This window comes from Clostridium homopropionicum DSM 5847 (assembly GCF_001263795.1).
Lineage (GTDB): Bacteria > Bacillota > Clostridia > Clostridiales > Clostridiaceae > Clostridium_H > Clostridium_H homopropionicum.
Genome location: NZ_LHUR01000022.1, coordinates 377,917 through 394,804, shown reverse-complemented (window position 1 = coordinate 394,804; position 16,888 = coordinate 377,917). Strand labels below are relative to the sequence as shown.

Below are 16,888 nucleotides of genomic sequence, written 5' to 3'. Positions count from 1 at the left end.
ACAAAGCAGGTGAGATCTATATTCAATATATAGTGCATTTTGAGAAAAATAGAATTTGATTAAATACATTAGTAATAGTATAGTAATAGTAGATCAATTAATAATAATTATTAAGTAATAAAAAATATTAAAAAATTAGGAATATAGGAGGAATATTAAATGAAAAAGTTTATTTGTTCAGTATGTGGATACACTCATGTAGGAGAGGAAGCACCAGCAATATGCCCTCAATGTAGAGCATCAAAGGATAAATTTATAGAAAAGACTGAAGGAGAAAAATTACAATGGGCTGATGAACATAAAATAGGAGTTGCTCAAGGAATAGATCCAGAAGTAGTTGAAGGATTAAAAGCAAACTTTATGGGAGAATGTACTGAAGTAGGAATGTATTTAGCAATGAGCAGACAAGCAGATAGAGAAGGTTTCCCTGAAGTTGCAGAAGCTTATAAGAGAATTGCATTTGAAGAAGCAGAACATGCTGCCAAGTTTGCTGAATTATTAGGAGAAGTTGTAACAGACAGCACAAAGGAAAATCTTCAAATGAGAGTTGATGCAGAACATGGTGCATGTCAAGGAAAGAAAGATTTAGCTACACTTGCTAAAAAGCTTAACTACGATGCTATTCATGATACAGTACATGAAATGTGCAAAGATGAAGCTCGACACGGAGCTGCATTCCAAGGATTATTAAACAGATACTTCGGATAAAAATAAAATTATAATATGTGAATAAAATAATATGTTATATATAAATTAGCTAATGTTATTCTGCTTTAAATATAAAAAGCTTAGTTTTATGCAAATAGTATAAAACTAAGCTTTTTTACATAATAAATTACTATTCTGATACTTCTTCTGACTCTATTTTTTTAAGTTTTCTATATAGTGTCATTCTAGGGATTCCCAGTATATCAGCTGCTTGAGATTTATTAAAGTTACAAGATCTAAGGGTATCTTTTATTATTTGAGTTTCAACTTCTTCAAGTATATTATTTAAGGAGCTTTTTAAAGTTAGAGAGGAAGTATATAGCTTTGCTGTACTTTTGTAGCTTGTCTCAAGTATGTAATTTGGAAGAGCATCTTTGCTTATCTCTTCTCCAGGGGATACAACTGCTAGTCTTTCAACAATATTTCGAAGCTCTCTTATGTTGCCTGGCCAATCGTATTGAACTAATATATCAATAATTTCTTGAGGAAAAGTTTTTATAATACCACAACGTTGATAAAAAGAAGTAATAAAGTGGTCAATTAAGATTGCTATATCGGCACTTCTCTCTTTAAGAGTAGGTACATGCAAGTTTAACACATTTAATCTATAATATAAATCAGCACGAAACTCTTTTTTGGCTACTTTTTCTTCTAGGTTACAGTTAGTAGCTGCTATTATTCGTACATCTGTATTTATCATCTTATTACTACCTATTTTTTCAATTTGGTTTTCTTGTAAGGCTCTTAAAAGCTTTACCTGCATACTTAAAGGAAGATCTCCAATCTCGTCTAGAAAGATTGTCCCACCATTAGCTAGTTCAAATTTACCAGGTTTTCCTCCCTTATTTGCACCAGTAAAGGAACCTCCTTCATAGCCAAAAAGCTCGGATTCTATAAGCTGTTCAGGGATTGCAGCACAATTAACACTTACAAATGGTTTATTATGTCTATTGCTAAAATCATGAATAGAGTGAGCAAAAAGTTCCTTTCCTACTCCGCTCTCACCTGTGATTAACACTGGAAGATCCGTAACAGCAAAGGATTTTGCTTGTGATTTGCACTTTTTACCAATAGGCGATTGGCTAAGTATATCATCAAAGTTATATTTAGGTCTAAAGGTTTCCAAAACGTTTTCAGGAATAGATGGATTAATTGTAGTGATTATACTATTTCTAAGCTCCCGATTAGTTAAATCATCTAAAAGTATAATGCCTACACCTCCCATAACTTTCCCTTCATCTATAAGAGGTATTCTATCCACAAGGGCCTCTTTGCCATTATGAAATTTATGTTTACGGCCAAGCTCCGGTATTCCAGTTTTTAAAACTAAAGGAAGTCTTACTGAGGGGTCTACCTCTGATAGGTGTTTTCCTACTACGTCTTTTATAGAACTACCTATGTAATCCAAAAAAGCTTGATTCATCACAATAACTCTACAATTTTCATCTACAAAGTTAATTGGAAGAGGCAATTTGTTGAAAATTGAAGGGGGTATGGAGGTGAGTAGCTTGTCTATATTGCTCTTACTAGTTTGTTCTTGCATTGAATCTCCTCCTTAATAGTATATATCATTATTCTAACACTTATTATACTAGATTAAAAGTTAAAATATACTATAAAACGCATAAAAAATAAAAATAATTTATGTAAAAAATATAAAAATTTAATAGTGATTAAATTTTAAAAGCAAAGTGTAACAATTTATTAAGTGTAACTTTTAGTTATACTTTCCAGTAAGGATTGGACTAGCAAAGGTTTTCAGGAAAACGTTTTCTGTTAGTAACTATTTGTTTCTAAAATGAATGTGCGTTTTTGAATTATAAAAACTTGTAAAAGTGCTGAGGAATAAGGCTTTTATCATAACTTAATAAAATTGGCACAATACCTGCTATTAATATAGGCAAATAGAAAACACACATATTAGTAAAGGGGGATAGTAGGAATATCTATCAATATATTAAAGGAGGTAATTATAGTGGATAAAAATCAAAAGTATGTAATCGTTCTCTTACTAACGGCTATTATATTTGTTATAGCACAGTTTACTAAAAACAGCTATTTATTTGCAGTAGCAATGCCGCTTTTCCTATTTACATGGTTATTTGCTGGCGCGTCTAAGAATGGGAAGGTCCATGGAGTACAAAAGTTTTGGTGGATAATTTCTTTCATCATTATGGTTGGATCTCTTATATCAATGCTAAATTTAACAGCAGTTCCTGAAAATATAACTAAGAGTTATTTATTTGGGTATCCATTGCCAACAGGAATCATGTTCTTTGTCTATTGGATTCTTCTAATAATAACAGGTACTTTAACTTTCTGCTTAAGATTTGAAAAAGATTATTTAAGAGATGAGTGGATAAGGGAATTTGAACAAAAAACTGGTGCTAAATTGTTATCCAGTTCAGACAATGTTATGAAGGGAGTTGGAGGAAATGAATCTACTATTAGCAAGTAATACAGGTAGTGGTATGGGGATAATAGGATCAATAGTAATTATTTACATGATTATAGTTTTACTGATAGGGGCATGGGCAACAAGAAGAACAAAGAGTTCTGCCGACTTCTTCATAGCAGGAAAATCTATAGGACCTATTCCTCTAGCTTTGGCAGCTTTCTCAGCAACTATGTCAGGATGGTTATTTGTTGGATGCCCAGGATTAATTTATAGCATAGGTACAGGAGTAATATGGCTTACTATTTCAACCGGTATGGCGTTCGTTATTCTATGGGTTATTGTAGGAAAAAGAATGAGGTTATTGGTTGAAGTTAGCGACTGTATGACAGTTGCAGATGCAATATATGTAAGATACAAAAGTAAAGCCGCTTCTGGGCTTGCAGCAATAGCTACTATAGCTGGTACTGTTTTATATTTAGCAACTCAACTATTAGCAATGGGGGTTATTATAGGATACGTATTCAATATACCAGTTGTAACTGGGTTAATTATAGGCATGATAGTAATGCTTATCTATGCTATCGGCGGAGGAATGCTTGCAGGTATTTATACTGACGTTTTCCAAGGAACCATGATGGCAATAGCTTCTATAGCAATATTCTTATATGTATTAAAAACAGGAAATGGAATGCTTAATATTACAGAAACAATAGCTAATTCTCAGGCTTTAGCTAAAGGGGGAGCAGGTTTTAAATTCGTAGGACCTTTTGGGCTAGGTACACCAATAGCTGCTATGTGCTCATACTTCATAATGGCAATGGGAGTAGTTGGCCAACCTCACTTAGTTCATAAATTCTTTATGGTTAAGGATATTAGAAAATTAAAATGGGGTGCTCTTTTTACAACAATTCCTGCAATACTAACTGGTTTCTTAGCTTTTGGCGTAGGCGTTGTAGTTAAATCACTAGTTGTATCTGGAAAGATACCTGCACTTACTAATCCAGATGATGCTATAACTGTATTCTTAATGAATTTTACTAACCCAGTTTTAACTGGAATTGCTTTTGCAGGTATAGCTTCAGCAGTAATGTCAACTGGAGATTCATTTATAAATATAGCTTCTGCTTCTATTGTACGTGATATACCATTTGCTTTCGGTAAGACTTTAGATAGTAAACAAGAACTTTTCTTAGGAAGAGTTGCTTCAATAGGCTGTGGAATATTATCAGTTGTATTAGCAGTAGGACTTGGAAAAGATGGAATAGCCTTATTAGGAGCTTTTGGATGGGGTACCTTTGCAGCTGCATTGGCACCAGCAATAGGTCTTGGATTCAACTGGAAGAGAGCTACAAAAGAAGGAGCAGTTGTATCTATAGCTTCAGGACTAGGAATTTCAGTAATTTTAGAAATGTCTAAAACACTAAAGGCTGATTGGTATATGAATTCTCTTGCTAAAATTGGTTTGCACAATGGAAGTTTTGCTTTAGCTGTTTCATTGATACTACTAATAGTTGTTTCTATGGCTACTAAGGAAGTTAAATTGGAAAAGAATCTAGAAGCAGTTATGGATTGTTAATCTAATACTATTGGCAGATGGGCTATAGCCCATTTGCCTAAATAAATGGGGGAAGATTGTATGGAATATGGCATAACTAAAAATAAAGTTATTAGTGTTATGGAAAATATGCTTAGAAACTGTCCGCTAAATATGATTTATTACAATGTGGTTTTTACTGATGAAGAAATAGTAGTGGATTATTTAATAAAAAGCTATAGAACTTGGATATTACATGTAAGCCCAGTAAAGGTGTATGAATATGACGGCATGAACGCTAGGGATATTTTAAAAAAGAACAGAGAAAATTTTACAATAAGATTCCAGGACATTGAGAAAATAGTGTTCAAAAAGAGAAGCTTTTTTACTAATGCAAGGATAGAAATTAATGCAAAAGGCTTAGATGATAAGCTAGTTTTGTTTAGTAAAGACAGGATTGATACAGAAGCATATTACAACTTAGTTAAGCCATATTTAAAGGAAAAGGCTGAAATTAAATAGAGATTATAATGTTAGCTCAGCTGACTTAAAATATTAAATTTATAAAAACATGTAGGAGGGTTTTATTATGAAAAAAGATTTTCACGTAGGTATAGTTGATTTTGAAAATTATTTACCAGAACAAATTATGACTGCTGAGGAACTATCAGAAATAGTAAATATTCCAGCAGATGTATTAAGAAACAAGATGGGAGTTAATAGTAAGCATATAGGTGGACCAGAAGACCATCCTGGAATGATGGCAACTAAAGCAACTAAGAGATTATTAGAAAAAACAAAAATAAATCCAAAAGAAATAGATATGATATTATATGCAGGAGAAACATACTGCGAATATACTTGTTGGACAGTAGCAATAAAGATACAAAACGAAATAGGCGCTGATAAGGCTTATGCATGGGATTTATCCTTTAGATGTGCCGGAACTCCGCTAGCTTTAAAGGTTGCTAAGGATATGATGTATGCAGATGATACTTTAAATACAGTATTAGTTGCAGGAGGAAATGCTAATGCTTATTTAATAGATCTTGAAGATCCAAATCAATCTAATATGTTTGATATGTCTCCAGCTGGATTTGCTCTTATTTTAAAGAGAGGTCATATGGAAAATGAACTCTTAGGATCTGGCGTAATAACTGACCATATTTTCTGCGATGATGCAATAGGAAAATGGGGTGGAACATTAAATCCAATTACTGATGAAATCGCACAGGATCCAGAAAAGTTAAGAAAGGCAAGATTGCTTCATATGACAGACCCCGAAAGAACAAAAAAGAACTTAGCAACTAGGTCTATACCTAATTTTACAGGAGCTGTTAGATTAGCACTTAAAGATTCTAATTTAAATGAAAGAGATATAGATTTTATAGGAATAACTCATATAGCTCCAAAAGCACATTATGCTATAATGGACGACCTTGGAATAGATAAGGAAAAAACAGTATATCTAGCTGATGATGGGCATTGTGGACATGTTGACCAGCTCTTAGCAGTGCAGCATGGATTAGAAAGAGGCTTAGTAAAGGACGGAACTGTATGTGCCCTATTAGGTGCTGGTACAGGATACGCATTTTCATGCAGCTTAGTTAGATGGGGAAAAGCATAAGAATCCATAAATGAGGAGGAAATATATGGAAAAGTTTTATGATATATATAAAAGTAAAGTAAAAAGCATTCCAGAAGTATTAAAAATGATAAAATCAAATGATCTTTTTATAACTGCTTTAGGTGGAAGCGAACCTATGGATATATTAAAAGAACTTCATAAGATTAGAGAAAACGGTGTTAAAGGATGTGTTCTTACAAACTGTTTACCTATGGGGGATTATGAGTTTATAAAAAATCCTGAGTATAAAGATACAATTTTTGTAGACGGATGGTTTTATTCACCTAGCTTAAGAAAAGCACATAAAAATGCGAATGTAAGCCATATACCACAACACTTACATTCTGCATTAACTAAGAAGTTGTTTGCTACAGATGGAAGAAGGAAAGTATTATTAGCTACAGCTTCACCTATGGATAATCACGGATATTTAAGTTTATCTTTAGGATGTACTTATGAGAAACAATTAATAAATGATGAAGCACTAGTTATTGTTGAAGTAAATCCATACCTTCCAAGAACTTTCGGGGATACTACAATAAATATTAATCAAGTAGATGCTATTGTAGAAGTAAGCTACCAGGTTCCTGCCCTTCCTAATGTGCCTTTTACAGAAAAGGATGCCATCATAGGACAATACATTGCTGAATTAGTTGAAGATGGAGCAACTATTCAATTGGGGATTGGGGGAATTCCTAATGCAGTAGCAGAAGCCTTAAAGTCTAAAAAACACCTTGGAATTCATACTGAAATGTTTACTGATGGTATGGTGGATCTAATTGAGTGCGGAGCTGTAGACAATTCTAAGAAAACTTTATATCCTGAAAAATCAGTAGCAACCTTTGCATTAGGAACTAGAAGGCTATATGATTTCTTAGATGATAACCCATCAGTTTTATTTAAAAATGGTATGTGGACAAATGATTCCTATGTAATAGGACAGAACTATAAAATGACTTCTATTAATACTACTTTAGAGGTAGATTTATTTGGACAATGTGCTTCAGAAGCTATTGGACATGTTCAGTTCTCTGGAACAGGAGGTCAAGCAGATACTGCTATAGGAGCCCAATTATCAGAGGAAGGAAAATCTATCATTGCACTTTATTCTACTGCTGATATTAAGAATGAGCAGGGAGAAAAAGTGAAGGTTTCAAAGATAGTTCCAATGATGAAACCTGGAGCAATAGTAAGCTTATCAAGAAATGATGTAGACTACGTAGTTACAGAGTATGGTGTTGCATGGCTCAGAGGAAGGGCCATAAGAGAAAGAGTTGAAAGATTAATAAATATAGCTCATCCAGATTTTAGAGATGAAATAAGATTTGAAGCTAAGAAAAATGGAATTTGGTAATTAAATCTAGATATATTTTAAGAGAATGATGTTTTGCGTAACATCAGAAAGATTGCTAATTAGTAAAAGCCTACCAAATATTTATTACTCCATATAAGGGTTGTTATCATATAATATGATGACAACCCATTTAAATTTAAAAATAAAGCTATTATAAGAAAAAACAAGAAAAATAGAGATAAGTAAAGATAATAAAGAATTAAATGGGAATATAAATAAGTATAATAATTGAATATAAAAGACAAAAATAATAATATAAAATTAATAAAAGTCAAAGAAAGACAAAGTCGGAAGAGGTGATTATATGGCAAGACTATCTGATGTAATTGAAGAATTCATAAAAGAGCTATTCAATGAAAGTGGAAATAGCGAACTGGAAATTGGACGAAATGATTTAGCAACTCAATTTAACTGTGCACCATCTCAAATAACATATGTTTTGACTACCAGATTTTCAACAGAAAGTGGGTATTATATAGAAAGCAGGAGAGGTGGTGGAGGATCTATTAAGATCAGGAAAGTAGAATTTCAATCTAATGAGCCTTTAAGGAAGTTGATTGAAGAGAAAATAGGGAATGGAATTACTTATGATAGTGCTATGAAAATTATTGATGGGTTGTTAGAAAGAAAAATATTAACTAGTAGAGAAGCTAATATTATGAAGGCTGCAATAAATGATAGAAGCCTCATGATACAAGCAGATAAAAAAAATAATTTGAGATCTGAAATATTAAAGGCAATGTTGAAAATAATATTGTTATAGTGCTGAAAATAAAAAAAGGGGTGATTATATGATTTGTGAAGTATGTAAACAAAATGAAGCTACAATTCATATTACAAAAATAGTGAACGGTACAAAAAATGAAATTAATATTTGTTCAAGTTGTGCAGGAAAAACTCAGGAATTTAATTTGGTTACAGATATAGATATTATGACACCATTCTCGTTTACAAATATTTTAGGTGGACTAATGGACTATGTAAATAAAACTGAAAAAGTAAACAGTGATGTAGAACTTAGATGTAAAAAATGTAATTTATCCTATAGAGAATTTAAAGAAAAAGGACTACTTGGATGCAATGAATGCTATGAATATTTTAAACCATCAATTCAACAAGTAGTGAAAGGATTGCAAGGTAATACTGAACATTTAGGTAAAATACCCAATAGGGCAGGTAAAGATTTTATAAGCAAAAAGAAGATATTGCAGCTTAAAGAGGAATTACAAAAGGCTATTACTTTAGAAGAATATGAGAGAGCTGCGGAGCTAAGAGACAAGATTAAAGAAGTAGAGAAGGAAATAGATTAGCACGGAGGTGAAAATATAATGGAAAATTGGTTAGAAAACAAAATTGATACTGAACCAGTAGTTATAAGTAGTAGGATAAGATTAGCTAGGAATATAAAGAATATACCTTTCCCAAATAAACTAGATGAAGAACAGGGAAAAGATTTAGTAAAGAAAGTTGAAGACGCATTCTACATTTCACCTGAAATAGAAGATAAATATAAGACAATTTATTTATGGCAAAATGAGCACACTAGAAACAATACTTATCTAGAGGAACATTTAATAAGTCAAAAGTTGATTAATAATAGTAAACAAGCGGCTTTTATATTAAATAAAAATGAAACTGTTAGCATCATGATAAATGAAGAGGACCATTTGAGATTACAAAGTATTACTGGAGGATTTAATTTAGAAGAAACTCTAGAGTATGCAAATAAAATTGATGATTTATTGGAGGAAAGGTTGGAATATGCCTTTGATGAAAAACTTGGTTATCTAACTGCATGTCCAACAAACCTAGGAACTGCTCTTAGAGCTTCAGTAATGGTACATTTACCAGCATTAACAGCTAATAAGGAAATAGTAGGATTACTTAATGCCTTAACACAGGTGGGAATGACTATTAGAGGTTTATATGGAGAAGGTTCCAGCGGTGAAGGTAATATCTATCAAATATCAAATCAAGTAACTTTAGGGCTTAGGGAAGAAGAAATATTAAGAAATTTAACAGGAGTAGTTAATCAGGTTATTGATAGAGAAAAACTTGCAAGAGAAAGGATTTTCGCCAAAAATAAATATGTAGTTGAAGACAAAATATATAGATCTTTAGGAGTATTGAAATCAGCAGTTATATTGAGCTCCAAAGAAGCATTAAATTTACTTTCAAATGTAAGATTAGGTGTAGAATTGGGAATAATCAATGATATTAATATGAGAATTTTGAATAAGCTTTTAGTAGAAATACAACCGGCAACTCTTCAAAAGATATTTGAAAGTAAGCTTTCTGAGAAGGAAAGGGATTTAAATAGAGCAAAATTAGTTAAGGAAAAATTAGAAACTGTAAGGTTATAAAGGATAATTTAAGGAGGTGTAATTTCCATGATGTTTGGAAGATTTAATGAAAGGGCACAAAAGGTTTTATATTATGCCCAACAAGAAGCTCAAGGATTTCAACATGGATATGTAGGAACTGAGCATATACTACTAGGAATATTAAAAGAAAATGAAGGAGCAGCGAAGAGACTGCTTAATGACATGAATATAACAGAAAAGAATGTTAAGAATCTCATAGAAGAATACGAAGGCAAGGGAGATTTTAATTTAAATAAAAAAGAAATTCCATTAACCCCCAGGACAAAAAGATTACTTGATTTGAGCTTGTTAGAAGCAAGAAAACTAAATCATAACTATGTAACCCCAGAGCATATATTATTAGCTCTAATAAAGGAACCAGAAGGGGTAGCATATACTATATTAAATAATCTAGGATTAGATTTTGAAAAACTTCAAAAAGAGTTATTAAATACTTTTGATCCAGAATATGCTAAAGGAGTATCTACTACAGCTAAAACTAAAGAAAAAGTAAGTACTCCTACACTAGATCAGTTTGGAAGAGACCTAACTACATTAGCAAGAGAAGAAAAGCTTGATCCTGTAATTGGAAGGGATAAAGAAACAGAAAGAGTTCTTGAAATTTTGTGTAGAAGAATAAAAAATAACCCTTGCTTAATTGGAGATCCAGGAGTAGGTAAAACAGCAATTGCAGAGGGATTAGCTCAGAGAATTGCTAGTGGAAATATTCCAGAGCTGCTAAAAAATAAAAGAGTAGTAACATTAGATATATCTTCACTAGTAGCAGGTTCAAAATATAGAGGAGAATTCGAAGAAAGACTTAAAAAAGTTATGGAGGAAATAACTAAGGCTGGAGATGTTATCCTATTTGTTGATGAAATTCATACTATAATAGGTGCAGGTGGTGCTGAAGGAGCTATAGATGCTTCAAATATTCTTAAACCAGCACTTGCTAGAGGAGAAATTCAATGTATAGGTGCTACAACAATTGATGAATATAGGAAGCATATTGAAAAGGATGCAGCCTTAGAAAGAAGATTTCAGCCTGTAACTGTTGGGGAACCAACAAAAGAGGAATCTGTGCAAATACTAATGGGATTAAGAGATAAATATGAAGCACATCATGGTGTTAAGATCACTGATGAAGCTATTAAGGCAGCAGTGGAACTATCAGACAGATATATTACAGATAGATATCTTCCAGATAAAGCTATAGACTTAATTGATGAAGCAGGTTCAAAGGTAAGAATAAAGAATCTTACTGCACCACCAGATTTAAAGGGACTAGAAGAAGATGTTGAAAAGGCTAAAAAAGAAAAGGAAGATGCTATAGCTGTTCAGGATTTTGAAAAGGCGGCGTTATTAAGAGATAAAGAAAAAGAATTGAAAGAAAAACTTGACGATTTTAGAAATCATTGGAAGAAACAAAATTACGGTGAAACTCAGATAGTAACTGAGGAACAAATCGCCGAAGTTGTTGCTAAATGGACTAATGTTCCAGTGGAAAAGCTTACAGAAACAGAATCAGAAAGGTTATTAAAGCTAGAAAGTATACTTCATAATAGAGTAATTGGTCAAGAAGAAGCAGTTAAGTCAATTTCAAGGGCAGTTAGAAGATCTAGAGTTGGACTTAAAGACCCTAAGAGACCTATAGGTTCATTTATATTCTTAGGGCCTACTGGAGTAGGTAAGACAGAATTATCTAAAGCTCTTTCAGAAGCTATGTTTGGAGACGAAAATAGTATAATAAGAATAGATATGTCTGAATATATGGAGAAACATGCAGTTTCAAGACTTATCGGTTCTCCTCCAGGATATGTAGGCTATGATGAAGGAGGACAGCTAACTGAGAAAGTAAGACGACAACCTTACTCAGTAGTATTGTTTGATGAAATTGAAAAGGCTCACCCAGAAGTATTCAATATCTTGCTTCAAATATTAGAAGACGGAAGACTTACTGATGGAAAGGGTAAAACAGTTAACTTTAAGAATACTATTATAATTATGACATCTAACGTTGGAGCTTCTACTATTAAGAAACAAAAGTTACTAGGTTTTTCAGTTTCAGAAGAAGCAGCTCAGAACGAATATGAAAAAATGAAAGAAAACGTAATGGGAGAACTTAAAAACTCTTTCAGACCAGAATTTTTAAATAGGATAGATGATATTATAGTATTCCACTCTCTTGAAGAAAAACATTTAAGAGATATAGTTAAATTAATGTTAAAGGAAGTAGGAAATAGACTAAAGGATCAGGATATAAGCATAGAATTTGATGAACTAGCTGAAAAACTTTTAGCAAAAGAAGGATTTGATCCTACTTATGGTGCAAGACCTTTAAGAAGAGCTATTACAAAAGTTGTTGAGGATAAACTTTCTGAAGAAATTTTAAAGGGAAATATTAAAAAGGGTGATAAAGTATTTGCCTCAGTAAGTGATGAACAGTTAGTATTTAAAAAAGTAGAATAGCATAATAAAAAAACCCATAGAATAGAGTTAATAAAATACTATTTTATGGGTTTTTTTAATGTATAATAAATATGCAGTATTTTTTTGCATTTTTATACTAATGTATTGTATAATAATATTTTGTATGAATAAGTGGGAGTGATATAATAATGGCTAAAAATAAGAATGTTTTTATTTGCCAAGAATGTGGATATGAGGCTCCTAAATGGTTTGGGAAATGCCCTGGATGCAGTAACTGGAATACTATGGTTGAGGAAAAAAAAGAAACTCAAGTTATGAGTAGAAGTACAGGTATAAGCAGCAACAATAAACCGGAAAGCATAGTAGAAATAAAATCTGGTGAATTTGAAAGATATAATACAGGAATAGAAGAATTGAATAGGGTTCTTGGTGGTGGAATGGTAAAAGGATCACTAACTTTAATATCAGGTGAACCTGGCATAGGAAAGTCTACCTTATTGTTACAAACAGCTAACAACATTGCCTTAAATATAGGGAAAGTACTTTATGTTTCAGGAGAAGAATCTGGAGAACAAATAAAGATAAGGGGAGATAGAGTTGGTAACATTTCACCTAACTTATACATATTATCTGAAACAAACTTAGAATTGATAGAGGGGCATATTGATAGCATTAACCCAGTTTTTATAATAATAGATTCAATTCAAACTCTATTTAAGCCATCAATTACTTCTGCCCCAGGTAGTGTAGCACAGGTTAGAGAGTGTTCAAATGAACTAATGAGAATATCTAAAACAAAAAATATTCCTCTGTTTATTGTAGCACATGTTACAAAACAAGGAGAACTTGCAGGCCCTAGAGTCTTAGAACATATGGTTGATACAGTTTTGTCATTTGAAGGAGAGAGGACCCAGGAATTTAGAATACTAAGAACTATGAAGAATAGATTTGGGACTACCAGTGAAATCGGAGTGTTTGAAATGCTACAAACAGGGCTAAAGGAAATTAGCAATCCATCCGAAGTATTCCTTGAAGAGACAAACTTTAACAACGAAGGTTCAGTAGTAATAGGCATAATGGAAGGTACCCGTCCTATTTTAGTAGAAATACAGGCACTAGTAAGTGAAACTAAATCTAATTTTCCAAGGAGGACAGCTGTAGGAGTAGACACTTCAAGACTAAGCCTGATACTTGCGGTATTAGAGAAAAAATTAAAAATCCCTTTCTATTCTTCTGATGTGTATGTAAATGTGGTAGGAGGATTAAATATTGAGGGTACCTATGGAGATTTAGGATTAGCTTTAGCTTTAATTTCAAGTGCAAGAGGAAATAGTTTAAAAATAAATAAATCTATGATTATTGGTGAAATAGGGCTTACAGGTGAAGTAAGACCAATTGTACTTTGTGAAAGATTAGTAAACGAAGGTATAAAAATGGGTTTTGAAAACATAGTGATACCTGCTAGAAATAAAGATAAAATCCAAGTAAAAGGTGAAAATATAATAGGAGTTTCGTCTTTAAGAGAGGCTGTAAATAAAGTATTTTAAATAAAATTATAAGAAAGGAGGAGAAAGTTTGAGACTTAAAAAGGATAAAACACTTTTGGAAATATTAAAGCTTATGGCACCGGGGACACAACTAAGAGAAGGACTTGATAATATATTAAGGGCTAAAACAGGTGGACTTATAATTCTAGGAGATTCTGAAGAAATTTTAAAAATTGTGGATGGTGGATTTAGCATTAACTCTGAGTACAGTCCTTCTTACATTTATGAACTAGCTAAGATGGATGGAGCTATTGTATTAAGCAGTGATTTAAAAAGGATACTTTATGCTAACACTCAATTAATACCGGATGCAGCTATTCCTACTTTTGAAACTGGAACAAGGCATAGGACAGCATATAGGGTAACCAAGCAAACAGGAGGAATTGTTGTAGCTATTTCTCAGAGAAGAAATATAATAACTGTTTATAAGAATGATATCAAATATATATTAAAAGACAGCAGCGTAATATTGGCTAGGGCAAATCAAGCAATACAAACTCTTGAGAAATATGTAAATGTTCTTGAAAGAGTAATGAGTAACTTAAATTTACTGGAGTTTCAAGACTTAGTTACACTTTTTGATGTTATGACAGCAATACAAAGAACTGAAATGGTAATGAGAATTGTGGACCAGGTAGAAAGAAATATTGTTGAGCTTGGAAATGAAGGAATACTTATATCTATGCAGTTAAATGAACTAATCAAGAGTGTTGAACAGGATGGAATTCTTTTAATAAGAGATTATTGTCAAAATAATATGGATCATAATAAGATATATGAGCAAATTCAAAATATGTCTTCAGATGAAGTATTAGATTTAGATGTTATATCTAAGATGCTAGGTTATAGTGGAGTACCTTTGGTAGATACTTTAATTTCTCCAAGAGGATATAGAATGCTTAGCAAAATACAAAGAATTCCAGTAAATATAATTGAAAATGTTATAAACAACTTTAAAGAATTGAAGTCAGTTATGGAAGCAACTTATGAAGAACTTGACAATGTAGAAGGAATTGGAGAAGCTAGGGCTAAGGCCATAAAGAATGGACTAAGAAGGCTTAGGGAACAATTCATTCTTGATAAGCAATTATAGCACAAAATAATGAAGCTTATTTTGTGCTATTTTACATGTTATCTAAATGTGTATTTTCCCAAAGTATTAATTTTATCGTATTCTTTTAATATTATGTCATAAAGATTTAGGTCAAGCAAATTGCATAGTGATGTAAGATAAAACAAGTTATTACCGATTTCTCTCTCTATTACATCCCTACAATTATCGCAAATAGTTCCTTTAAGTGGATCCTGAAGGTTTTTTCTAAATGTTTCTATGTCTATGTTGTCTATGTTGTTGTCCTTTGATAAAGGTTGCTTATTTGGGTCGATTTGAATACAACCGCAATTGGTTACTGATTTAGCGACTGCTCTATTAATTCTTCCTTGAGATTCTTGGAGCTTTGTTATTATATCAAGTAAGCTTCTATGACGAAGCAGGCATTCGTCTACTGCATTTTGAAAATCATCAAAGATAAAATCTTTCATAGTCTCCACTCCTTATTAGTAATTTGGATAATAGCTATTAAAATAATTATAAGTATTGTTAGATAATTTTGTCAACAAAGCTAAATATAATTTATTAGTACATGTTATATGTATATAATAAAACATTATTTTTTTTATGAATAGGGGGATTAAAAAGTTAATAATTGGACGAAAATATATAATGATGAACAAATTATAAATAATTTGGTCTCAAGTTGAAATAAGGTATAGAATATTATATATTGTAAGTAATGATATTATTAAATAAGTAATAAATTTATATTTTGAGGAGGTGAAAGTAGTGTTTAATAGAATACTAAGAGGGCTATTTACCATAATTGGATTTATTTTAGGTTTTATATCAGGAGAATGGTTTTTACAACTACAAAAGCTAGCATATTTTAATAGTACTACTATTCTAAGAATGTTGTTTTTAGTATTTTCCACTTTGTTTTTAGGACTCATTTTATTTTTAATTTCACCAGTACTTAGCTCTCTAATTGGTAAAGTAATGAATTATTTTGAAGAGAATATACAAAAGATGCCTACTTTTGAAATATTAATTGGAGCTTTTGGTGCAATAATTGGACTCCTAATATCTGTGCCCTTTGTAAGTTTATTTAACGATATACTAATAGGTAAAATTATAGGTGCAGTATTGGTTCTTATTGTAACAGCCCTTGGGGCTGATGTAGCTGTAAGGAAAAAAGAAGACATAACAGCAGCTATAGCTAACATTAGGAAGGTTGGTGTTCCTAAAGAAAAGAAGATCAAACTACCTTGTAATGGTATACCTAAGGTGTTAGATACGTCAGTAATTATCGACGGAAGAATTATGGATATTTGCCAAAGCGGATTTATTGAAGGAAGTCTTGTAATTCCTAATTTTGTTCTTGATGAATTAAGACATATAGCAGATTCTTCTGATAGTCTTAAAAGAAACAGAGGAAGAAGAGGGTTAGATGTATTAAATAAAATTCAAAAAGAATTGAATGTTGAGGTTATTATTTCTGATAAAGATTTTCCTGAAATTGAAGAAGTAGATAGTAAGCTTTTAAAACTTGCACAAGTTTTAAAGGGGAAAGTAATTACTAATGACTATAATTTAAATAAAGTTGCAGGTGTTCAAGGAGTACCGGTATTAAATATTAATGAACTTGCAAATTCAATTAAACCCGTAGTTCTTCCAGGAGAAGAGATGACTATACAGATAATTAAAGACGGTAAAGAGCAAGAACAGGGTATAGCTTATTTAGATGACGGTACTATGATTGTTGTAGAAGGTGGAAAACGACATATAGGTGAAATTATGGATGTAATAGTAACCTCTGTGCTTCAAACAGCTGCAGGAAGGATGATTTTTGCTAAGCAAAAAAGATAATTTA

General features: G+C 32.0%; 15 protein-coding genes. 13 read left to right on the top strand and 2 right to left on the bottom strand.

Going from position 1 to position 16,888, the window contains the following annotated elements; translation table 11 throughout:
• The first annotated feature begins 159 nt into the window (after positions 1 to 159).
• The gene (locus CLHOM_RS10025; protein WP_052221559.1) at positions 160 to 708 is read left to right on the top strand and encodes an NADH peroxidase; all 549 of its coding nucleotides are present in this window, start codon (positions 160 to 162) and stop codon (positions 706 to 708) included.
• 130 nt (positions 709 to 838) lie between these two features.
• On the opposite strand, the gene CLHOM_RS10020 is transcribed toward CLHOM_RS10025, so the two are convergent.
• Positions 839 to 2,251, bottom strand: a complete 1,413-nt coding sequence (locus CLHOM_RS10020; protein WP_052221558.1) for a sigma-54 interaction domain-containing protein — start codon at positions 2,249 to 2,251, stop codon at positions 839 to 841.
• 432 nt (positions 2,252 to 2,683) lie between these two features.
• Between CLHOM_RS10020 and CLHOM_RS10015 the strand changes: the two genes are divergently transcribed.
• The 11 genes from CLHOM_RS10015 to disA all read left to right on the top strand — a co-directional run bounded on the left by CLHOM_RS10015 (position 2,684) and on the right by disA (position 15,054).
• Positions 2,684 to 3,166 (top strand): hypothetical protein, encoded by a 483-nt coding sequence (locus CLHOM_RS10015; protein WP_052221557.1) that lies wholly within the window; start codon positions 2,684 to 2,686, stop codon positions 3,164 to 3,166.
• Positions 3,144 to 4,682: a sodium:solute symporter family transporter gene (locus tag CLHOM_RS10010; RefSeq protein WP_052221556.1), complete on the top strand. Its 1,539-nt coding sequence runs from the start codon at positions 3,144 to 3,146 to the stop codon at positions 4,680 to 4,682. The genes CLHOM_RS10015 and CLHOM_RS10010 overlap by 23 nt, the downstream gene beginning before the upstream one ends.
• A gap of 60 nt (positions 4,683 to 4,742) precedes the next feature.
• Positions 4,743 to 5,162, top strand: coding sequence for a hypothetical protein (locus CLHOM_RS10005; protein WP_052221555.1), 420 nt, complete (start codon positions 4,743 to 4,745; stop codon positions 5,160 to 5,162).
• 67 nt (positions 5,163 to 5,229) lie between these two features.
• Positions 5,230 to 6,267 (top strand): 3-oxoacyl-ACP synthase, encoded by a 1,038-nt coding sequence (locus CLHOM_RS10000; protein ID WP_052221554.1) that lies wholly within the window; start codon positions 5,230 to 5,232, stop codon positions 6,265 to 6,267.
• Positions 6,268 to 6,292: 25 nt separating this feature from the next.
• The gene (locus CLHOM_RS09995; protein WP_052221553.1) at positions 6,293 to 7,621 is read left to right on the top strand and encodes an acetyl-CoA hydrolase/transferase family protein; all 1,329 of its coding nucleotides are present in this window, start codon (positions 6,293 to 6,295) and stop codon (positions 7,619 to 7,621) included.
• Between the two features lie 304 nt (positions 7,622 to 7,925).
• Positions 7,926 to 8,384, top strand: coding sequence for a CtsR family transcriptional regulator (locus CLHOM_RS09990; protein WP_052221552.1), 459 nt, complete (start codon positions 7,926 to 7,928; stop codon positions 8,382 to 8,384).
• A gap of 28 nt (positions 8,385 to 8,412) precedes the next feature.
• Positions 8,413 to 8,931, top strand: coding sequence for a UvrB/UvrC motif-containing protein (locus CLHOM_RS09985; RefSeq protein ID WP_052221551.1), 519 nt, complete (start codon positions 8,413 to 8,415; stop codon positions 8,929 to 8,931).
• Between the two features lie 18 nt (positions 8,932 to 8,949).
• On the top strand, positions 8,950 to 9,984 hold the full coding sequence (locus tag CLHOM_RS09980; RefSeq protein WP_052221550.1) for a protein arginine kinase: 1,035 nt from the start codon (positions 8,950 to 8,952) through the stop codon (positions 9,982 to 9,984).
• Between the two features lie 27 nt (positions 9,985 to 10,011).
• On the top strand, positions 10,012 to 12,453 hold the full coding sequence (locus CLHOM_RS09975) for an ATP-dependent Clp protease ATP-binding subunit (protein ID WP_052221549.1): 2,442 nt from the start codon (positions 10,012 to 10,014) through the stop codon (positions 12,451 to 12,453).
• 149 nt (positions 12,454 to 12,602) lie between these two features.
• Entirely contained in the window at positions 12,603 to 13,961 is a 1,359-nt protein-coding gene (gene radA / locus CLHOM_RS09970) for a DNA repair protein RadA (protein WP_052221548.1), read from the top strand.
• 28 nt (positions 13,962 to 13,989) lie between these two features.
• Entirely contained in the window at positions 13,990 to 15,054 is a 1,065-nt protein-coding gene (disA, locus tag CLHOM_RS09965) for a DNA integrity scanning diadenylate cyclase DisA (RefSeq protein WP_052221547.1), read from the top strand.
• 38 nt (positions 15,055 to 15,092) lie between these two features.
• On the opposite strand, the gene CLHOM_RS09960 is transcribed toward disA, so the two are convergent.
• Positions 15,093 to 15,503, bottom strand: a complete 411-nt coding sequence (locus tag CLHOM_RS09960; RefSeq protein ID WP_052221546.1) for a nucleoside triphosphate pyrophosphohydrolase family protein — start codon at positions 15,501 to 15,503, stop codon at positions 15,093 to 15,095.
• Between the two features lie 301 nt (positions 15,504 to 15,804).
• Here CLHOM_RS09960 and CLHOM_RS09955 point away from each other — a divergent pair, with 301 nt between their 5' ends.
• Positions 15,805 to 16,884 carry a PIN/TRAM domain-containing protein gene (locus CLHOM_RS09955; protein WP_052221545.1) on the top strand — a complete coding sequence of 360 codons (1,080 nt, stop codon included), beginning with the start codon at positions 15,805 to 15,807 and terminating at the stop codon, positions 16,882 to 16,884.
• Positions 16,885 to 16,888: the final 4 nt, after the last annotated feature.